At 72.1% G+C, this 18,770-nt stretch carries 20 protein-coding genes; 5 read left to right on the top strand and 15 right to left on the bottom strand.

What is annotated here, in order from left to right; genetic code table 11:
- Positions 1–84 precede the first annotated feature (84 nt).
- The 15 genes from ACZ42A_RS19585 to ACZ42A_RS19515 form a co-directional block, all read right to left on the bottom strand.
- Positions 85–999: a 2-hydroxy-3-oxopropionate reductase gene (locus tag ACZ42A_RS19585; protein ID WP_468528486.1), complete on the bottom strand. Its 915-nt coding sequence runs from the start codon at positions 997–999 to the stop codon at positions 85–87.
- A 35-nt stretch (positions 1,000–1,034) separates the two neighbouring features.
- A complete protein-coding gene (locus tag ACZ42A_RS19580; protein ID WP_468528485.1) occupies positions 1,035–1,874 on the bottom strand; it encodes a TIM barrel protein in 840 nt (279 codons plus the stop codon).
- Between the two features lie 189 nt (positions 1,875–2,063).
- Positions 2,064–2,804 carry a hypothetical protein gene (locus ACZ42A_RS19575; RefSeq protein ID WP_468528484.1) on the bottom strand — a complete coding sequence of 247 codons (741 nt, stop codon included), beginning with the start codon at positions 2,802–2,804 and terminating at the stop codon, positions 2,064–2,066.
- Positions 2,805–2,839: 35 nt separating this feature from the next.
- The gene (locus tag ACZ42A_RS19570) at positions 2,840–3,379 is read right to left on the bottom strand and encodes a hypothetical protein (RefSeq protein WP_468528483.1); all 540 of its coding nucleotides are present in this window, start codon (positions 3,377–3,379) and stop codon (positions 2,840–2,842) included.
- Positions 3,352–4,608: an MCE family protein gene (locus ACZ42A_RS19565; RefSeq protein WP_468528482.1), complete on the bottom strand. Its 1,257-nt coding sequence runs from the start codon at positions 4,606–4,608 to the stop codon at positions 3,352–3,354. Before ACZ42A_RS19565 ends, ACZ42A_RS19570 begins: the two co-directional genes overlap by 28 nt.
- On the bottom strand, positions 4,605–5,876 hold the full coding sequence (locus ACZ42A_RS19560) for an MCE family protein (RefSeq protein ID WP_468528481.1): 1,272 nt from the start codon (positions 5,874–5,876) through the stop codon (positions 4,605–4,607). Before ACZ42A_RS19560 ends, ACZ42A_RS19565 begins: the two co-directional genes overlap by 4 nt.
- The gene (locus ACZ42A_RS19555; protein ID WP_468528480.1) at positions 5,873–6,982 is read right to left on the bottom strand and encodes an MCE family protein; all 1,110 of its coding nucleotides are present in this window, start codon (positions 6,980–6,982) and stop codon (positions 5,873–5,875) included. The genes ACZ42A_RS19560 and ACZ42A_RS19555 overlap by 4 nt, the downstream gene beginning before the upstream one ends.
- On the bottom strand, positions 6,979–8,016 hold the full coding sequence (locus tag ACZ42A_RS19550) for an MCE family protein (RefSeq protein WP_468528479.1): 1,038 nt from the start codon (positions 8,014–8,016) through the stop codon (positions 6,979–6,981). The genes ACZ42A_RS19555 and ACZ42A_RS19550 overlap by 4 nt, the downstream gene beginning before the upstream one ends.
- A complete protein-coding gene (locus ACZ42A_RS19545; protein ID WP_468528478.1) occupies positions 8,013–9,038 on the bottom strand; it encodes an MCE family protein in 1,026 nt (341 codons plus the stop codon). Before ACZ42A_RS19545 ends, ACZ42A_RS19550 begins: the two co-directional genes overlap by 4 nt.
- Entirely contained in the window at positions 9,035–10,267 is a 1,233-nt protein-coding gene (locus tag ACZ42A_RS19540) for an MCE family protein (RefSeq protein WP_468528477.1), read from the bottom strand. The genes ACZ42A_RS19545 and ACZ42A_RS19540 overlap by 4 nt, the downstream gene beginning before the upstream one ends.
- Before the next feature lie 14 nt (positions 10,268–10,281).
- Positions 10,282–11,085, bottom strand: a complete 804-nt coding sequence (locus ACZ42A_RS19535; protein ID WP_468528476.1) for an MlaE family ABC transporter permease — start codon at positions 11,083–11,085, stop codon at positions 10,282–10,284.
- A gap of 7 nt (positions 11,086–11,092) precedes the next feature.
- Positions 11,093–11,863, bottom strand: a complete 771-nt coding sequence (locus tag ACZ42A_RS19530) for an MlaE family ABC transporter permease (RefSeq protein ID WP_468528475.1) — start codon at positions 11,861–11,863, stop codon at positions 11,093–11,095.
- Positions 11,860–12,789, bottom strand: coding sequence for an ABC transporter ATP-binding protein (locus ACZ42A_RS19525; protein WP_468528474.1), 930 nt, complete (start codon positions 12,787–12,789; stop codon positions 11,860–11,862). Before ACZ42A_RS19525 ends, ACZ42A_RS19530 begins: the two co-directional genes overlap by 4 nt.
- A 109-nt stretch (positions 12,790–12,898) precedes the next feature.
- Positions 12,899–13,984, bottom strand: a complete 1,086-nt coding sequence (locus tag ACZ42A_RS19520; RefSeq protein WP_468528473.1) for an RNA polymerase sigma factor — start codon at positions 13,982–13,984, stop codon at positions 12,899–12,901.
- Positions 13,985–14,039: 55 nt separating this feature from the next.
- Complete coding sequence (locus ACZ42A_RS19515) at positions 14,040–15,092, bottom strand: lytic transglycosylase domain-containing protein (protein WP_468528472.1); 1,053 nt, start codon at positions 15,090–15,092, stop codon at positions 14,040–14,042.
- Between the two features lie 841 nt (positions 15,093–15,933).
- Here ACZ42A_RS19515 and ACZ42A_RS19510 point away from each other — a divergent pair.
- From ACZ42A_RS19510 to pucL, 5 genes are all read left to right on the top strand, one after another.
- A complete protein-coding gene (locus ACZ42A_RS19510) occupies positions 15,934–16,185 on the top strand; it encodes a thiamine-binding protein (RefSeq protein ID WP_468528471.1) in 252 nt (83 codons plus the stop codon).
- Positions 16,182–16,550 carry a helix-turn-helix domain-containing protein gene (locus ACZ42A_RS19505; protein WP_468528470.1) on the top strand — a complete coding sequence of 123 codons (369 nt, stop codon included), beginning with the start codon at positions 16,182–16,184 and terminating at the stop codon, positions 16,548–16,550. The genes ACZ42A_RS19510 and ACZ42A_RS19505 overlap by 4 nt, the downstream gene beginning before the upstream one ends.
- Before the next feature lie 218 nt (positions 16,551–16,768).
- Positions 16,769–17,281, top strand: coding sequence for a 2-oxo-4-hydroxy-4-carboxy-5-ureidoimidazoline decarboxylase (gene uraD, locus ACZ42A_RS19500; RefSeq protein WP_468528469.1), 513 nt, complete (start codon positions 16,769–16,771; stop codon positions 17,279–17,281).
- Between the two features lie 4 nt (positions 17,282–17,285).
- Positions 17,286–17,681 (top strand): hydroxyisourate hydrolase, encoded by a 396-nt coding sequence (uraH, locus tag ACZ42A_RS19495; protein ID WP_468528468.1) that lies wholly within the window; start codon positions 17,286–17,288, stop codon positions 17,679–17,681.
- Between the two features lie 7 nt (positions 17,682–17,688).
- On the top strand, positions 17,689–18,612 hold the full coding sequence (gene pucL / locus ACZ42A_RS19490; protein ID WP_468528467.1) for a factor-independent urate hydroxylase: 924 nt from the start codon (positions 17,689–17,691) through the stop codon (positions 18,610–18,612).
- Positions 18,613–18,770: the final 158 nt, after the last annotated feature.

Genomic DNA, 18,770 nt, shown 5'->3' with positions numbered 1-18,770 from the left:
GAAGTGGATTCCGGGCGGCGCCGCCGCCTGGGCGCGACAGGACAGGTGTCAGCAGCGGCGCCGCCCGGGGTCTCGGGGAGGTCGTCAGACCTGGGCGCCGGAGAGGCGCTCCACGGCCCGCAGCAGGGCCGAGTGGTCCAGGCCGCCGTCGCCCTGGGCGCGCAGCGAGGCGACCAGCTGGGCGACCACGGCACCGACCGGCAGCGCGGCGCCGACGTTGCGGGCGGCGTCGGTGACGATGCCCATGTCCTTGTGGTGCAGATCGATCCGGAAGCCCGGCTTGAAGTCGCGGTTCAGGAAGTTGTCCTTCTTCCGCGTCAGCACGGTCGAGCCCGCGAGGCCGCCGTTGAGGACGTCCAGGGCCGCGGCGAGGTCCACGCCCGACTTCTCCAGGAAGACCACGGCCTCGGCGCACGCCTGGATGTTCACGGCGACGATGAGCTGGTTGGCGGCCTTCACCGTCTGGCCGGAGCCATGCGGACCGCACAGCACGATGGTCTTGCCCAGCGCCTCGAAGATCGGCTTGGCCTGGTCGAAGTCGGCCTGCTCGCCGCCGACCATGATGGACAGCACGGCCTCGATGGCACCGGCCTCACCGCCGGAGACGGGGGCGTCCAGGACGCGGATGCCCTTGTCCTTGGCGGCCTTCGCCAGGTCGACCGAGGTCTGCGGGGTGATCGAGGACATGTCGATCAGCAGCGCGCCGGACTTGGCGTTCTCCAGGATGCCGTCGGGGCCGTAGGCGATGGCCTCGACCTGCGGGGAGGCGGGCACCATCGTGACGACCACGTCGGCGTCCTTGACCGCCTCGGCGATCGAACCGGCCGCGGTGCCGCCGGCGGCGGCCAGGCGGTCCAGCTTCTCCTGCTCCAGGGTGAAGCCGGTGACGCTGTAGCCCGCCTTGATCAGGTTCTCGGACATGGGGGAGCCCATGATGCCGAGGCCGATCCAGGCGATCGCAGGGCGGGTCGGGTGGGAAGAAGCAGCGAGGTTGCTCATGATGGGGTGCCTCTCTTGGTGCAAGTGCAAGGTGGTCAGCGGGCGGCGCGGGCCTCGGCGGGCAGCCAGTCGAAGGCCTCGGCGCTCGGGCGGTCGCCGGGCTTGTACTCCAGGCCGACCCAGCCGTCGTAACCGGCCTTCCTCAGCTGGTCGAGCAGCTCCTCCAGCGGGAGCGTGCCGGTGCCGGGGGCGCCGCGGCCCGGGTTGTCGGCGATCTGCACGTGGCCGGTCTTCTCGGCGTACGCGGCGATCACCTGCGGCAGGTCCTCGCCGTTCATGGACAGGTGGTAGAGGTCCATGAGGAACTTGGCGTTGCCGAGTCCCGTCGCCTCGTTGACCTTGTCGACGATCCCGACCGCGGCCGGGGCGCTCACCAGCGGGTAGAGCGGCGACTCGGGCTGGTTCAGCGCCTCGATCAGCAGGATCGCGCCGATCCGGTCGGCGGCCCGGGCCGCGAGCGTGAGGTTCTCCAGCGCCAGCGCGTCCTGCTCGGCCGGGTCGACGCCCTCGACGCGGTTGCCGTAGAGCGCGTTGAGCGCCTTGCAGCCGAGGGAGGCGGCGAAGTCGGCGGTCACGTCGATGTTGGCGCGGAACCTCTCCGACTCCTCACCCGGCACCGACAGGGCGCCGCGGTCCGGGCCCGGGAGCCGGCCGGCGTAGAAGTTGAGGCCGGTGAGCTGGACGCCCGCGTCCTCGATGGCCTTCTTCAGCGCGTCCAGCTCGGACTGCTCGGGGGTGGGCGAGTCGATCCAGGGCCACCACAGCTCGACCGCGGTGAAGCCGGCCGCGGCGGCGGCCGCGGGGCGCTCCAGGAGCGGGAGTTCCGTGAAGAGGATCGACAGGTTGACGTTGAAGCGCTGGTCTGCGAATCCCATCGGGGCCGCGCTCCCTTCCCTGACTAGCTGATCCGCTTGCTATTTCGCATCGCGGAAGTTGGTTTCTGCTTAATGGAAGACATGGGGAAGACTGCCTGTCGTCGGGGAGAGCTGTCAAGAGCCGGGCACGAGCCGGGTACGCAAAAAGAGCCCCCGCGCCGCAGCGCGGGGGCTCTCCAGGAGTGCAGGTCAGAGCGCGTCGACGGCGCTCACCTTCCAGCCGTCGTCGGTCAGGTCCATCGTCATCCGCACCCGGTTCAGGTCCACGCGGGATCCCGTGACCTGGGTGCTCTGCGTGACCTGGTTGACGAAGAGCAGCACGACCGCCCGGTCCGGCGCGGCCGACACCACCGAGGCCGCCGGGGCGCCGCCGGCCGGCGCCACGACCGTCGCCTTCACCACGCCCCGGTACTTCCGCGCCGTCGGCCCCACCACCGCCTTCGTCGTCCGGGCGTACTCCGCCCGGAACTCCCCGGTCAGCAGGGCACGCGCCCGGGCGAAGTCGTGCTCCAGCCGGCGATGGTCGTACGACAGCACCACCGGCGCGGCCTTCCGCGCGGCCGTCAGGGCCTCCTGACGCGCCTGTTCGGTGGCCCGCCCCTCCTGGTACCGCCAGCCCAGCACACCCGCCGCGACCAGGGCCGCCACCAGCAGCACCGTGAGGGACAGGGTGCCGAGCCTGCGGCGGCGCACGGGCAGGACGATCTCCTCGCCGTCCGTCGCGGGCTCCGGCGGGTCGTCCCAGCCGTCCGGCGCCTCGATGACGACCGTCCGCCCGGACCGGGGCTCCTGGTCCGGCCGGGGCTCCTGGTCCCGCGGGGGCTCCTGATCGGCCCGCTCCGCGCGCTTGGCCGCCGCTCGGGCCGCCGCGGTCAGGGTGCGCCGGGTGGGCGAGCCGGGGGCCCGGCTCTTCGTGCTCGGGTGGGGCACGGTCGTTCTCCTCACGGGTGGTACGTGCTGCCGGCTCATCCGACGAACTCCACGTCCGACGTCAGCCAGCGGCCCTTCTCCAGGACCAGGTCGAGCTGCAGCCGGTAGGTGCGCGCCTCGCCCTTCGGCACGGCGACGTTGGTGACCTCGCTGTCCGCGACCACCAGCACCCGGGCCGAGCGCTCGTCGGCGCGGACGATGCCCGCCTCCAGGACCTGTCCCTCCGACACCGACTTGTTCTGCCGCACCAGCCGGGTCAGCTCCTCGGTCTGCGCGGCGAACTGCTCCTTGAAGTCGCCGGTCGCGCCGCGCAGCACCGTGCCGCTGTCCCGCTTGTAGTGGCGGTAGTCGAGCGAGGTGAAGTTGAGCGCCGACTGCCGGGCCGCGGCCAGGATGTCCTGCCGCCGCTGCTCCGTCCGCCGCTGCTCGTACACCTGCGTGCTCAGCCAGACGGCCGCCACGGTCGTGAGGACCGTCGCCGCCACCAGCGCCACCGAACTCCGCCGCAGCGCGCGCACGCGCCGCCGCACGCCATCGGCGCGCCGCCTCATGCCATCGGTCCGACGAGCAGCCATTGCCAGGACTCCTTTCCGAACACGGCCTGCTGGCCGCCCGCCGAGCCGATCTCGACGGGCCTTCCGTCCGGCCCCTGGACGAGACCGGTCTGCGGGTCGTACGGCGCGACATACGGCGTCCCGGACGCGCCGGGGGCGTTCTGCGCGCCCCGCACCGAGGTGGCGCTGCCGCGCGGCTCCGCGCAGTGCGCGCCGGTGTTCGCGGGGCGGGTGCCGGTGTCCGCCGGGTCGCGGCGCCGGGTGTCGTAGCCGCGGGTGCACGCGGGCGGGTCGTCGGCGTTGACCACCATGCCGAAGTGGGTGGTGCCGTCGCCCGGGATGACCGTGTAGCTGCCGGACACCACCACCGGGAAGGTGACCAGCGCCTGCTCCACGCCGGGCAGCCGCGCCAGGGTCACCTGGCCGCCGCTGATCAGGTTCGCGAGCAGCACCGACAGCCGGGGTCCGGTCGCCCTCAGCAGCGAGTCGACCTGCTGCGCGGCCGGAGGAGCGTGGCCGATCAGCTTGCGCAGATCCCCGTCGCTCGCCTTCAACTGGGCGGTGAGCGTGGCCAGATCACGCGAGAAGGACTTGATCGCCGAGCCCTGGTCGGCCTGGGTCTTCAGCACCGTCCGCGAGTCCTCGATCAGCGCGATCGTCTCCGGCAGCGCCTCGGACGCCGACTCGACGAGCGCGTTGCCCGAGTCCACCAGCCGGCTCAGATGCGGGCCGGTGCCGGAGAACGCCTCGCCCAGCTCCTCGACGGTGACGCGCAGATCCTCCTTGCCGACCGAGTTCACCAGCCGGTCCAGGCTCACCACCAGGTCGGTGGTGGGCAGCGGCACCCGGGTCCGGGCGCGCGGGATGGTGCCGCCGTCGAGCAGATACGGCCCGCCCGCCCGGCGCGGCTGGAGGTCGACGTACTGCTCGCCCACCGCCGACCGGTTCGCCACGACGGCCACCGAGTCCGCCGGGATCCGCGGCGCCCCGTCCTCGATCTCCAGGGCCACCGACACCCCGTCGTCCCCGCTCAGCCGCAGCGAGCCGACCCGGCCCACCGGGACCCCGCGGTAGGTGACCTCGGCGCCGGTGAAGATGCCCCCGGAGTCGGCGAAGTCGGCCCGCACCGTGTAGCCGCGGTCGAGCACTCCGTCCACCAGGCCCGTGTACTCGGCGCCGACGTACGACACGCCCACCGCCGTGAGGGTGGCGAACGCCACCAACTGGGCCTTGACCGCGCGTGTGATCACGGGAGTATCCCCTTCAGCAGGAGCTCGGCGAGGGCGGGGTCGTAGTCGACGGGGGATTCGGTCCCGTAGGCGACCGGGCTGCCGGTGCAGACGGGTGGGCAGAGCGGGCCGCCGTCGTCTCCGGGTTCCTCCGGCAGCGGCGTGGGTGTGGGCACGCCCGGCACCTCCGGTACGTCGGGCAGGTCCGGGGTCTCCGGGAGGTCCGGCAGCTCCGGGGTGTCCGGGAGCCCCGGTGCCTCGGGGGAGTCCTCGCCCTTCTCCGGTTCGTCGGTGACGTTGCCGTAGAGGCTCGACAGGTCGAGGTCGGCGGTGATCTTCAGGTTGACGTAGTCGCCCTTGATCGCGTCGACGGCGTTGCGCGGGAACGGATACGTGGTCAGCAGCTCCAGCGAGTTGGGCAGGTCGTCGCCCGCCTTGTTGAGCTGGGCCAGGATCGGGCGGAGCGCCTTGAGGTTGGCGACCGTGTCCTGGTGGGACGCCTTGACCACCTTGGTGCCGGCCTTGCCGAGCTCGGACAGGGCGGTGAGCATCTTCGTCAGGTCCTTCCGCTGGTCGGCCAGGACCTTCAGCGCGGGCGGCAGGGTGTCGACGGCGCGGGCGATGGTCTCCTTCTCCTTGCCGAGCCGCTTGGCGAGCCGGTCGATGCCCTTCAGCGCGCGCACGATGTCCGCGCGCTGCTCGTCCAGGCCGCCGAGGAAGGTGTCCAGCTCCCTCAGCAGCGACCTGACCCGGTTCTCCCGTCCGTCCAGCGCCTTGTTCAGCTCCACGGTGATCGTCTTGAGCTGGGCCACCCCGCCGCCGTTGAGCAGCGCGGACAGGGCGGACAGCACCTCCTCGATCTCCGGGTTGCGGCCGCTGCGGGCCAGCGGGATCCGGTCGCCGTCGCGCAGCCGGCCGGCCGGCGCGCTGTCCGCGGGGGCGGACAGGGCGACGTACTTCTCGCCGAGCATGCTGGTCTGCCGCAGCTCGGCGATCGCGTTGCCGGGCAGTTTCACCGAGTCGTCGATGCGCAGCCGTACCCGGGCGTGCCAGCCGACCAGCTCGACCTCCTCCACGGCGCCCACGGTCACGTTGTTCACCTTCACGGCGGACTGCGGCACCAGGTCGAGGACGTCCCGGAACTCGACGGTGACCCGGTAGGCGTTCCCGTCGGCGGCCGCGCCGCCGGGCAGCGGGACGTCGTACCAGCCGTTCACCTCGCACCCGGACAGCAGCAGCGAACCGGCCGCCGCCCAGACGGCCGCCCTGCGGGCACGTGCCGCGCTCATGCGTCGGCCTCCAGGATTCCGCCCAGGGTGCGGTCGGTGGAACCGGTCGTGACCGGGGCCGCGGGCAGCTCGGGCAGGGAGTCGAACAGCTGCTCCAGGCCCTCGCAGTCCGCGCTCTTCTCCCCGGTCGTGCGCAGGATCGAGCAGAGCAGGGCGGCCGGATCCTGCGGGTGGTCGGGGTTGTTGCGGGTGTCGAGGGTGCCGGCGGACGGGTTGTAGGCGTTCTGGAGGTTCGACAGACCCGTCGGGGCGACCTCCAGCAGCTCCTCCAGGGCGGCGCGCTGGGTGACCAGCACCTTGGTCACCTTGCTGAGCCCCTTCACGTTCGCGGTCAGCGACTTCTTGTTGTTCTTCACGAAGTCCGCCACGTCCCCCAGCGCCGTGCCCAGATGCTTCAGCGCCAGCGCCAGGTCCTTCCGCTCACCGGCCAGTTGCTCGGCGACCTTGGCGAGGGTGCTGTTGAACGTCCGCACGCTCGAGTCGTCGGCCGCCAGCGCCGCCGTGAACACCTGGAGGTTGCGCACCGTGCCGAACAGGTCGCCGCGGCCGTCGGAGAGCGTGGTGACCGCCTTCGACAGATCCTCGACCGTCCGGTGGATGTCGTCGCCCTGGCCCTCCAGGGTGTCCGCGCTCACCCCGAGCAGCCGGGCCAGCGCGCCGTCCTCGTTCGCGCCGTCGGGGCCCAGCGCCTCGGCGGTGGTGTGCAGGCTGTCGAAGATCCGGTCCAGCTCGACCGGCACCGCGGTGCGCGACTCGGGGATCACGTCGCCGTCCCGCAGCACCGGGCCCTTGCGGTACACCGGCAGCAGCTGCACATAACGGTCGCTGACCACCGAGGAGTTGATGATCGCCGCCTGCGCGCCCGCCGGAACCCGGCGCCCGGCGTCGTACTCCAGCACCACCCGCACCCTGCGCCCCTCCGGCTCGATCTCCGCGACCTCCCCGATCCGTACGCCCAGCACCCGCACGTCGGAGCCGGGGTAGATGCCGACCGTGCGCGGGAAGTACGCCGTGACGCGCACCCTTTCCGGGCGCGGCCACAGCGCGACGGCGAGCGCGGCGACCACCGCCAGCGCGGCGATCAGCGCGACGGCCTTCTTCCTCATCGGTCGCCTCCCGTCCGCGGCACCACCGGAGCGGCGACCAGGTTCTGGATGTAGCTGTCGAACCAGCGGCCGTTGCCGAGGGTGTTGGTGAAGACCCGGACGTACGGCGCCAGCAGCTTGACGCTGCGGTCCAGGCTCGACTGGTTGCGCTCCAGCATCTCGACCACCCGGTTCAGGCCCTTGAGGGCGGGACCGATCTCCTTGCGGTTGTCCTCGACCAGGCCGGAGAGCTGGACGGCGAGCGCGGCCGAGGTGGTGAGCAGCTTGTGGATCGCCTTGCGCCGCTTGGAGATCTCCTTGAACAGCTCGCCGCCGTCCTCGACCAGCGCCCCGAAGTCCTCGCTGCGCTCGGCCAGCACACCGGTCACCCCGTTGGCGTGGTCGAGCAGCTCGCGCAGCTCCTCGTCGCGGCTCGACACCGTCCGGGAGATCTTCGACAGGCCCTTGACGGCGGCCCGCACCTCGGCGGGGGAGTCCTCGAAGGTGGCGGAGATGGTGTCCAGCGCCTTGGCCAGCCGCTCGGTGTCCACCTCCTCCGTGGTGGTGGTCAGATCGCTGAACGCCTGCACCACGTCGTACGCCGGGACGGTCCGCCGCAGCGGGATCTCGCTGCCGGGCGGCAGCTGCCCCGGCCCCTTGGGATGCAGGGCCAGGTACTTGGCGCCGAGGATCGTCTTCACCCGGATCGACGCGCCGGTCGCGGTGCCGAACGCGGGGTCGCCCTTGACCTTGAAGGTGACCTTGACGTGGTCGCCGTCCAGGTCGACCTCCTCCACCTTGCCGACCTTCACTCCGGCGATGCGCACCTCGTCGCCCGCCTTGAGTCCGCCCGCCTCCGCGAAGGCCGCGCTGTAGGTGTCGCCGTCGCCGATCACCGGGAGGCTGTCGGCGTTGAAGGCGGCGACCGTCAGCAGCGCGAGGGTGGTGAGGCCGGCGGCGCCGACGACGACCGGATTGCGCTCCCGGAAGGGCTTCAGGCGGGGCAGCCGCAGGGTCGTGGGCTTCAGGCGGGGCAGCCGCAGGGTCGTCCTCATCCCGCACACCTCGCCCGCGCCACATGCAGTTCCGGCGTCAGCACCTGCTCGGTCTTCGGCAGCACGATCCGGCCGTCGAAGTCGCAGAGATAGAAGTTGAACCACGAGCCGTAGGACGCCGTCCCCGTCAGCTCGTTCAGCTTGCCCGGCAGCCGCTTCAGCACGCCCTCCACGGTCTCCTCGTTGTCGTTCAGCGTTCCGGTGAGCTCGGTCAGCTCGGCGATGTCGTCCTTGAGCGGCGGCCGGGCGTCCTTCAGCAGCCCGGAGGTGGCCTCGGTGAGGTCCCCGATGCCCACCAGGGACTCGCCGATCGGCTTGCGGTCGGCGGACAGCCCGGAGATCAGCCGCCGCAGCTCCTTCAGCAGGCTCGAGAAGCGGCCGCCCCGCTTGTCGAGCGTCTCCAGCACGGTGTTGAGGTTGTCGATCACCGAGCCGATCAGCTTGTCCCGCCCGGCGAGCGTGGTGGTGAGGGAGGCCGTGTGCGCGAGCAGGCTGTGCACGGTGCCGCCCTCGCCCTGGAAGGTCTTGACGATCTCCGTGGCGAGCTTGTTGACGTCCTGCGGGCTGAGCGCGGCGAACAGCGGCTTGAAGCCGTTCAGCAGCGCGTTCAGGTCCAGCGCCGGCTGGGTCCGGGACAGCGGGATGGTGCCGCCCGGCCGCAGCCGGGTGCCGTCGCCCGAGCCCTCGGTCAGCGCGACGTACCGCTGCCCGACCAGGTTCCGGTAGCGGACCTGCGCGCCCGTGCTGGTGAGCAGCGGCCGCTCGGTGTCCACGGTGAAGGTGATCTCCGCCAGCGTCCGGTCCTTGATCCGGATGTCCTCGACCTCGCCGACCCGCACGCCCGCGACCCGGATGTCGTCGCCCTCCTCCAGCCCGGTGACGTCGCTGAACACCGCGCGATAGCGGTGCTCGGGACCCAGGTCGAGATGGACGATGGTCGCCGCGAGCAGTGCGGTGGCCAGGGTGGTCACCACGGCGAAGAGGCCGAACTTGACCAGCGGTGCCGCCGTGTTCCGGCTCATGCGTGGCTCACCTCCGTGCCCCGGGCCAGCGGACCGAACAGCAGCGTGGCCACGGGCGGCACCTCGTCCGCCGGCACGCCGAGGACCGGCGCCACCAGCGAGCCGACGACCCGCTGCTCGGACCGGGTGGCGGACACGTCCGAGGGCGGCGCGCTATGCGAACTCCCGGCCCTCGTCCCGTCGTTGAGGCGAGGGTGCGGGGCGGGCACCGCCGGATGCGGCAGGCCGCGGCAGTCGGGCCCGGACCGTTCGCCGTAGAAGGGCTCCTCACCGGGTTCGTACGCGCGCCGCTGCTGGACGACCTCCAGGGTGATCCGCATCTTCCCGCCCCGGAACGTCTCCTCGGCCGCGCGGTTCTGCCGGACCAGGCCCTCCAGCAGGCACGGGTACTCCGGCGAGTAGCGGGCGAACAGCTCCAGCGTGGGCCGGGAGACCCGGCCGAGGGTGATCAGCCGGTCCCCGTTGGCGTCGAGGAAGTCCCGCCCGGTGCCCGCCGCCCGCGCGGTCGAGGTGAGGGCGGCCGCCAGCCGGTCCTGCTTCTCGACGATCGTGCGGCTGGTGGTGACCGTGTTGCGCAGCACCGCCATCAGGTCCGGCGCCGCGTCCGCGTACACCTCGGCGACGTCGGCGAACCGCGCGATGTCCTCCTTCAGCGACGGCAGATGCGGGTTCAGCCGCCGCAGATAGCCCTCGACGCGGACGAGGTTGTCGCCGATCCGGTCGCCCCGCCCCTCCAGCGCGGTCGCGAACGCCGAGAGGGTGGCGTTGAGTTCGCCCGGCCGCACGGCCCGCAGCAGCGGCAGCAGATCGTTCATCAGCTGCTGGAGTTCCATGCCGACCCGGGTGCGGTCCTGGGTGATGACGTCGCCCGCGCGGATCGGCCGGGCGGTGGAACCCCGCGGCACCACCAGGTCGACGTACTTCTCCCCGAACAGCGTCTTCGGCAGCAGCCGCGCGTGCACGTCGGCCGGGATGAACGGCACGTGCTGCGGCTTCAGCGCGATGTCCAGCGTCGCCTTGCGGCCGTCCGCCCGCACCTCGCGCACCTCGCCGACCAGCAGCCCGCGCAGCTTGACGTCGGCGCGCGGATCGAGCTGGTTGCCGAGGCTGTCGGCCTCCAGGGTGATCCGCACGACCGGCGTGAACGCCTGCCGGTAGGCGGCCACCGCGAGCGACAGCAGCAGCGCCAGCACGGCGATGAACGCGATCCCGTACACCTTGAGTCTCATGCCTCCCACCCCGCTCATCCCGCGATCCGTACGGTCGTGTCGGCGCCCCAGATGGCCAGGCTGAGGAAGAAGTCCAGGACGTTCACGGCGACGATCGAGGTGCGCACCGCCCGCCCCACCGCGACGCCGACACCCGCCGGGCCGCCGCTCGCGTAGTAGCCGTAGTAGCAGTGCACCAGGATGATCAGCACCGCGAAGACGATCACCTTGCCGAACGACCAGAGCACGTCGACGGGCGGCAGATACTGCTGGAAGTAGTGGTCGTAGGTGCCCGCCGACTGCCCGTGGTAGCCGGTCGTGATGGTCCGGGCGGCGAGATACGACGACAGCAGCCCGACCACGTACAGCGGGATCACCGCGACGAACCCGGCGACCATCCTCGTCGTCACCAGGAACGGCAGCGACGGCACGCCCATGACCTCCAGCGCGTCCGTCTCCTCGCTGATCCGCATCGCGCCGAGCTGCGCGGTGAACCCGGCGCCGACCGTCGCCGACAGCGCGAGCCCGGCCACCAGCGGCGCGATCTCCCGGGTGTTGAAGTACGCCGACAGGAACGCCACGAAGTTGGAGGTGCCGAGCTGGTTGAGGGCCGCGTAGCCCTGCAGTCCCACCTCGGTGCCGGTGAAGAACGACAGGAACGCGATCACCCCGACCGTGCCGCCGACCACCGCGAGCGCGCCCCGGCCGAAGCTCACCTCGGCGAGCAGCCGCAGGATCTCCTTCTTGTAGCGGCGCAGGGTGCGCCCGGTCCACGCCAGCGAACGGCCGTAGAAGACCAGCTGGGCACCCAGATCGTCGAGAAAACGCAACGGAGCCATCTTGTTCTCACCCCCGCTGCGGGACGACCTGGAAGTACACGGCCGTCAGCACGAAGTTGGTCACGAACAGGAGCATGAAAGTGATCACCACAGATTGGTTGACGGCATCGCCGACACCCTTCGGGCCGCCCTTTGCCGTCAGCCCCTTGTACGAGGCGACGATCCCGGCGATCGCCCCGAACACCAGCGCCTTGACCTCCGCCGCCCACAGGTCGGGGAGCTGGGCGAGCGTGGTGAAGGAGGCCAGATAGGCGCCGGGTGTGCCGTTCTGGAGGATGACGTTGAAGAAGTAGCCGCCGGCCACGCCCACCACCGACACCAGCCCGTTGAGCAGCACCGCGACCAGCATCGACGCCAGCACCCGCGGCACGACCAGCCGGTGCACCGGATCGATGCCGAGCACCTGCATCGCGTCGATCTCCTCGCGGATCTTCCGCGCCCCGAGGTCCGCGCAGATCGCCGTGCCGCCGGCGCCCGCGATGAGCAGGGCGGTCACGATCGGCGACGCCTCCCGCAGCACCGCGAGCACCGAGGCGGCCCCCGCGAACGACTGGGCGCCCAGCTGCCGGGTGAGGCTGCCGATCTGCAGCGCGATCACCGCGCCGAACGGGATCGACACGAGCGCCGTCGGCACGATGGTCACACTGGCGACGAACCACGCCTGCTGAATGAACTCCCGTACCTGGAAAGGCCGTTTGGGCATGGTCCGGAGGATGTCCAGGGCCAGCGCGAACAGCTGGCCGGAGTGGCGCAGCGCCCCGGTCGGCGACAGGCTCATGCGTCCGCCCCCTCGGTCCGGCGCGTCGCCTCACGCCGGGCGATCGCCTCCCAGCGCGGTGGCCGGGGGATGCCGCGGCCCGGCAGCAGTCTCGGCGTCAGCGGCGGCGGGCCGCCCCCGTCGTCGTCCAGCTGCGCCAGCTCCGCCTCGACCAGCGCGGCGTCCTTCTCCTCGGCCATGCCGATCGGGCCCTGCATCCTGCCGTTCAGGAACTGCCGTACGACGGGCTCGTTGCTGCTCAGCAGCTTCTCCCGGGGCCCGAACACGACCAGTTCACGGCGGAACAGCAGCCCGATGTTGTCCGGGACCTGGCGGGCCGAGGCGATGTCGTGGGTGACGATCAGGAACGTCGCGTCGATCTGCGCGTTGAGGTCGACGATCAGCTGGTTGAGGTAGGCGACGCGGACGGGGTCGAGGCCCGAGTCGGGTTCGTCGAAGAGGATGATCTCCGGGTCGAGGACGAGGGCCCGGGCGAGCCCGGCGCGCTTGCGCATGCCGCCGGAGATCTCGCCGGGCAGCTTGTCCTCCGCGCCGATCAGCCCGACCATGTCCATCTTCTCGAGGACGATCCGCCGGATCTCGCTCTCGGACTTGCGGGTGTGCTCGCGCAGCGGGAAGGCGATGTTGTCGTACAGGTTCATCGACCCGAACAGCGCGCCGTCCTGGAACAGCACGCCGAACAGCTTCCGCACCTCGTACAGATCGTGCTCACGGAGCCGGGTGATGTCCCGGCCCTGGATCGTGATGGACCCCCGGTCCGGCTTCAGCAGCCCGACGAGCGTCTTCAGGAAGACCGATTTGCCCGTGCCGGACGGCCCGAGCAGCACGGAGATCTCCCCGGCGGGCAGCGTCAGCGAGACGTCCTGCCAGACGACCTGGTGCCCGAAGGACTTGGTCAGCCCTTCCACACAGATCTCGACACCCATCCGGTCCACCCTTCCGCCGGCCGTGGAGCAGCTTCGACATCTGCTCTACGGGGAGGGGCGGGGCGTCCGTCGCGGCGGACGAGGATTTTTTTCGCGGCGTCGGGTTTTGTTACGGGAGGGCGATCGCCGGGGTGGGTTCTGCCTCGGGCAGGGCGGGCGTCTTGGACAGGGCGGGAGCCTGCGGGACGTCGGGGAGCACGGACGTGTCCGGGAGCACGGACGCGTCCGGAAGGGCCGACGTGTCCGGGAGCACCGACGTGTCCGGGAGTACCGACGTGTCCGGGAGGCCGGGCACCTCTGCGGAGGGCAGCGGGGGCCCGGGGGTCAGCTCCGGCAGGTCGGGCAGGTCGGAGAGGTCCGGCACGGAGACCGGCAGCGCTTCCTGCCCGGACGTCGGCCGGGGTCCGCGCGGAGCGGGGGAGGCCGCCGCCCGGTCATCGCGCTGTGCCACCCGGACCTCCCCGTACGGACGCTGCCCGGGCGGCCCGGTCTCCGGTGCCGGGGCGACGGAGGTGCGGGGCGCCACCGCCTGGCGCTCGCCGCCGCCGTCACGGTCGTACGGCAGGACGAGCCCGGCCACCGCGAGGGTCGCCGCCGTCGAGGCCACCGCCACGGCCGGGGCGTGCCCGCCGGTGCGCGGCCGGCCCCGCCCCCACAGGAACAGCACCAGGCCGAGCGTGCCGGCGAGCGAGTTGCGCAGGGTGCGCCGGGCGCGGGCCAGCAGCGACTCCACGGTCCGGTAGCTCAGGCCCATCCGGTGGGCGACCTGGCCGACGTCCAGGTCCTCGGACTTCAGCCGCAGCGCCTCCGCCTGGCGGGCGGGCAGCTCCCCGCTGCGCACGGCGAGCCACTTGGCCTCGGCCCGGTCGCAGACGACCTCCTCGACCGGCACCGGGCCCGGACCCACCAGGGTGGGGCTGCGATGGACCTCGGCCTCCCGGCTGACCTGGCGGTGCCGGTCGACGCAGAGCCGCATCGTCACCGTGGTCAGCCAGGCGGCCAGCCGCTCGTCGTCGAGGTCGGGGCGCTCGGCGGCGCGCAGCATCGCCTCGTGCACGGCGTCCTCGGCGTCCTCCTGGCTCATCGACCGGCGGCGCGCCACCCTCAGCAGTTCCTCGCGGTGACTCCACATGCGCTGCCACCGGTCGTGGGCCGCCCGAACCTCCGCTTCCGCGGTCCTGTCCATCGTCGCCATGAGGGCCCCTTCGCGCTCACCCCGCCGGTCCCGTGACGTCCGGCGGGGGGCGACATTACCGCCGAGTATCCGCGGTTGTGGAGGGGGTGGCGGTTATCGAGTCGGCAACGGTCCCGACCAGCGACGGCGGCGTCTCCGGCGCGAGCTCGAGGGAGCCGTCGGGGACCGGCCGCGGGGGCGCCGGGGAGGCGGGCGGAGCGGTCGACGGCGCGGGGGAGGCGGGGGCCGTGTCGCGCGGGGCGGGGCCGGGTGCGGGGTCGGGGTGGGGCCGGGACGGCGTCGGCTCCGGGTCGGCCTTCGACTCCGGCTCCGGCTTCGGCTTCCGCTCCGTCTGCGCGGAGCCGTCCGGCCCGGCGTCGGGTACGACCCGGTGGCCTTCCAGGAAGTACGCGTACCAGGCCAGGACGGTCCGCAGATAGGCGCGAGAGTGGTTGTAGCCGAGGATCGCGCGGTCGCGGTCGCCGGGCCGGGACAGGTCCCGGCCGCCCGCGCACAGATAGCGTCCGGCGGCGAGCGCGGCGTCGTGGATGTTGTGCGGGTCGGCGCGGCCGTCGTCGTTGCCGTCCGCGCCCCATCGCGCCCAGGTGGACGGGATGAACTGCATCGGGCCGACCGCGCGGTCGTACGCGGTGTCGCCGTCGAGTGCGCCGCCGTCGGTGTCCCGGATCAGCGCGAAGCCGTGGCCGTCCAGGCGCGGGCCGAGGATCGGCGCCCGGGTGGTGCCGTCCGCGTCGACCCGGCCGCCACGGGCCTGCCCCGACTCCACCTGCCCGATCGCGGCGAGCAGCTGCCACCGCAGCCCGCACCCGGGGTCGGTGCGGCGCAGCTCGGTTTCGGCCCGGCGATAGGCCGCGAACACGGTCGCCGCGAGCGCGGGCGCCGCAGCCACGTGGTGCTCCGGCCGCTCCGGGACCCGCAGCGGCGGCAACTCGGTGCGGTACGGCGTGTCGCCGGACACGCTCGGTCCGTGCCCGTCGGCCGCCCCCTGCCGCACCGGCTCGGCCGCCCGCGCCGCAACCGTCCCCGGCGCCTGCGAGGCGGTCAACGCCGCCATCGCCACCACCGCGGCCGCCGTACCTCTCGCCGCCCTGACTCTGTGCCCTGCCACGTCGTGGTTCCCCTCCCGGTAGGCGTGTGTCATCTGCTCTACGGGGGGAGCCGGCGGGTCCGTCGCCCCGAATCCGGGGGCGGTCGGGGGGAGAGCCGGATCCGGTCCCGAGCCGGGCGCTGCGCACCGATCGGTGGTGAGCGGGGCGGGGCCTGGCTCCGGCGGCGAGCCGGTGTGGGGCACCGGCCCGGTGCCAGGGGCGGGTGGGTTCCGGATTCGGTGCGCGACGGGGGCCTGGCGGGTGTGGCTGGGACGGCCGGGACGCCGATTCCCTGGCCAGTCGGAGGGCGAGGGCTTCTGATCTGGTGGCGGGCGGGGCCGGGGGCGGGGGCGGGGGCGGGGGCGGGCACGGGTCGGGCGGCGAGTCGGTGCGGGGCACCGAGCCGGTGCCAGGGGCGGGTCGGGCCCGGATTTGGTGCGCGACGGGGACCTGGCGGGTGTGGCTGGGACGGCCGGGACGCCGATCCCCCTGCTCAGCCGGAGGGCGCGGGTTCCTGATCTGGTGGTGAGCGGGGGCCGGCACGGGTCCGGCGGCGAGCCGACGTGGGGCACCGACCCGGTGGCGGGCGGCAAGTGGGGCCATGCCTGGATGCGGTGGTGAGCGGGGCGGGGCCCGATCCGTTACCGACGCCGCTGGGGCACCGGTCCGGTATCACCGGGGGCGGGCGCGGATTCGACAGCAAGCCGACCGGGCGCCGGTCCGGCGCCGAGCCGGAGGGGTCGGGCCGGGTCCCGGTCTGGTGTCGAGCCGGAGGGGCCGGGCCCCGGTCCCGTGCCGGTCCGAGGGTCAGGGTGCCCGAAGGGCTGCACGAACGTGCGTGGCGCGCGTTAGGTTGAGGCCGTGCGACTGCGAGTGGAATTCACAACCGAGCCCTTCGATCTCGACGAGGCGCCCGCGCACGCGCTGGTGGCGCGTGAGGTCATCGAGGCCGCCGGGCTGGACGAGGTGGACGTCGGCCCCTTCGGCAACACCGCGGAGGGCGGCGCCGACCGGGTGCTGACCGCCGTGGACGCCCTGCTGCGCAAGGCCCTGGAGGCCGGTGCCACCCGGGTCTCGCTCCAGGTCAACGTGGTCGGGGAGGACGAGCGGTGACCGGGTCCGGCGACGAGCCCTTCATCACGGCCGTGAAGCCCCTGGTCGACGCCATGGGCGGCGAGATGCTGCCGCCCGACGAGGCCGGCCCCGACGATGTCGTGCTCTCGTGGGAGGGCGCGGACGTGGTTGCCGTCCGGCTGCCGCAGCTGGCCGACTCCCTCGATCACATCCTGGCCGCCATGGAGCGCAAGCGGGGCAAGCCGCTCGCCGACCTGGACCGCAAGGCCAAGCAGGAGATCGTACGGACCCTCGAGGCGCGCGGCGCGTTCGCCGTCCGGCACGGCGTGGAGACCGTGGCGGGCGCGCTCGGCGTCAGCCGCTTCACCGTCTACAACTACCTCAACCGCGAGAAGGAGGCCTAGGGCCCGACGCGAGCGAGCGGTGATGTCGAGCGCCGTCGTCCCGGTCGGGGCGGCGGCGTTTCGCGCACCCGCGGTGTGTCCCCGGCGTACCGCCGGCCGTCCGCTTTGTTACGCCGAATTTTCAACAAAGTGTTGACGTGCTGTTTCAGAGGGCGTTAGCTATCCGCAGCCCGTTCAGCACGAACAGCACGAAGGCCGAAACGGCCACGGAGGCTCCCGTGACTTCCACTTCCACGCCGCCGGGCCTGGCCCGGTTCAACGCTCTGGAGGAGCCCGCGGCCTTCGCCGCGCTCCATGAGGCGTGTGCCTCCACGGCATGGGCCAAGCGGCTGCTCGCCGCCCGGCCCTACGCCTCCGCCGAGGACCTGTACACGGCCAGTGACGCCGCCATGGCCGAGCTGACCGCCGCGGACCTCGACGAGGCGATGGCCGGGCACCCGCCGATCGGCCGCCCCAAGCCCGGCGACCCGACCTCCGCCCGCGAGCAGAGCGGCATGGCCGGCGCCTCCGACGAGCTCAAGGCGGAGATGCTGGAACTGAACCTGGCCTACCAGGAGAAGTTCGGTCATGTCTTCCTGATCTGCGCCACCGGCAGGACCGGCGAGCAGATGCGGGACGCGGTCAAGGAGCGGATCGGCAACACGCCGGAGCGGGAGCGCGAGATCGTCCGCACCGAGCTGGGGAAGATCAACCGCATCCGACTGGCCCGACTCGTCGAAGAGGACGCCTGACACCATGAGCACCAGCACCACCGCCTCCGTGTCCACGCACATCCTGGACACCTCCGTCGGCCGCCCCGCCGAGGGCGTCGCCGTCCACCTCTCCGCCCGCAGCGGGCGCGACGCGGACTGGCAGGCGCTCGGCGGCTCCGCGACCGACGCCGACGGCCGGTGCAAGGACCTTCCGGACCTGCCGGAGGGGACGACCCACGTACGGCTCGACTTCGCCGTGGAGCCGTATTTCGAGAAGAAGCAAGCCGATGCGCAGCAGGACGCCCCCGCGAATCGGGACAGCGGTGCCGCAGTGTTCTTCCCCGAGGTGGCGATCACCTTCGCCGTCGTACCGGGCGAGCACTACCACGTACCGCTGCTGCTCAACCCGTTCGGCTACTCCGTTTACCGAGGGAGCTAGCAGACACATGCCCACGATCCTGGGACAGAACCAGTACGGCAAGGCCGAGAACCGAGTCGTAAAGATCACGCGGGACGGCGCGACCCACCACATCAAGGACCTGAACGTCTCCGTGGCGCTGAGCGGCGACATGGACGACGTCCACTACTCCGGCTCGAACGCCAACGTGCTCCCCACGGACACCACCAAGAACACGGTGTACGCGTTCGCCAAGGAGTACGGCATCGAGTCCGCCGAGCAGTTCGGCATCCACCTCGCCCGCCACTTCGTCACCTCGCAGGAGCCGATCCACCAGGCCCGGATCCGCATCGAGGAGTACGCCTGGGAGCGGATCGAGACCTCCGACGCCAACAGCAAGTTCATCGGCGCCGACGAGGTCAAGCACTCCTTCGTCCGCAAGGGCCAGGAGACCCGGCTGACCCAGATCACCTTCGACGGTGAGAAGTGGGAGGTCGTCTCCGGTCTGAAGGACCTGATCGTGATGAACTCGACGAACTCCGAGTTCTGGGGCTACGTCAAGGACAAGTACACGACCCTCCAGGAGGCGTACGACCGCATCCTGGCCACCCAGGTCTCCGGCCGCTGGCGGTTCAACTGGACCGACGACGAGCAGAAGATGCCGAACTGGGAGAAGTCCTACGAGCAGGTGAAGAAGCACATGCTCCAGGCCTTTGCCGAGACCTACTCCCTGTCGCTGCAGCAGACGCTCTACCAGATGGGCGCGCGCATCATCAACAACCGAAGCGAGATCGACGAGGTCCGCTTCTCCCTTCCGAACAAGCACCACTTCCTGGTGGACCTCGAGCCGTTCGGGCTGAAGAACGACAACGAGGTGTACTTCGCCGCCGACCGCCCCTACGGCCTGATCGAGGCCACCATCCTGCGGGACGGCTGCGAGGCCCGTATCCCGGTCGACATGACCAACCTCTGACGCGGGACGCGGGGGGGGGGGGGGGGGGGGGGGGGGGGGGGGGGGGGAGGGGGAGAGGGGGGGGAGGGGGGGGGGGGGGGGGGGTAGAGGGATGTACGGCAGCTCGGCGGCGGCGGACCCGGTCGCCACCGCGGCGAGCGCCGCCGCGCCCGCATACA

The organism is Streptomyces sp. NPDC030838, assembly GCF_055572035.1.
This window is presented reverse-complemented; position numbering and strand designations above follow the sequence as displayed.

Bases quoted from the DNA above. Each gene is read 5' to 3' on its own strand.
- ACZ42A_RS19530 (WP_468528475.1), bottom strand. From the start codon at position 11,863: ATGAGCCTGTCGCCGACCGGGGCGCTGCGCCACTCCGGCCAGCTGTTC.
- ACZ42A_RS19525 (WP_468528474.1), bottom strand. From the start codon at position 12,789: ATGGGTGTCGAGATCTGTGTGGAAGGGCTGACCAAGTCCTTCGGGCAC.
- ACZ42A_RS19535 (WP_468528476.1), bottom strand. From the start codon at position 11,085: ATGGCTCCGTTGCGTTTTCTCGACGATCTGGGTGCCCAGCTGGTCTTC.
- ACZ42A_RS19545 (WP_468528478.1), bottom strand. From the start codon at position 9,038: ATGAGCCGGAACACGGCGGCACCGCTGGTCAAGTTCGGCCTCTTCGCC.
- ACZ42A_RS19555 (WP_468528480.1), bottom strand. From the start codon at position 6,982: ATGAGGAAGAAGGCCGTCGCGCTGATCGCCGCGCTGGCGGTGGTCGCC.
- ACZ42A_RS19540 (WP_468528477.1), bottom strand. From the start codon at position 10,267: ATGAGACTCAAGGTGTACGGGATCGCGTTCATCGCCGTGCTGGCGCTG.
- ACZ42A_RS19570 (WP_468528483.1), bottom strand. From the start codon at position 3,379: ATGGCTGCTCGTCGGACCGATGGCATGAGGCGGCGCGCCGATGGCGTG.
- ACZ42A_RS19585 (WP_468528486.1), bottom strand. From the start codon at position 999: ATGAGCAACCTCGCTGCTTCTTCCCACCCGACCCGCCCTGCGATCGCC.
- ACZ42A_RS19550 (WP_468528479.1), bottom strand. From the start codon at position 8,016: ATGAGGACGACCCTGCGGCTGCCCCGCCTGAAGCCCACGACCCTGCGG.
- ACZ42A_RS19580 (WP_468528485.1), bottom strand. From the start codon at position 1,874: ATGGGATTCGCAGACCAGCGCTTCAACGTCAACCTGTCGATCCTCTTC.
- ACZ42A_RS19520 (WP_468528473.1), bottom strand. From the start codon at position 13,984: ATGGCGACGATGGACAGGACCGCGGAAGCGGAGGTTCGGGCGGCCCAC.
- uraH (WP_468528468.1), top strand. From the start codon at position 17,286: ATGAGCACCAGCACCACCGCCTCCGTGTCCACGCACATCCTGGACACC.
- pucL (WP_468528467.1), top strand. From the start codon at position 17,689: ATGCCCACGATCCTGGGACAGAACCAGTACGGCAAGGCCGAGAACCGA.
- ACZ42A_RS19560 (WP_468528481.1), bottom strand. From the start codon at position 5,876: ATGAGCGCGGCACGTGCCCGCAGGGCGGCCGTCTGGGCGGCGGCCGGT.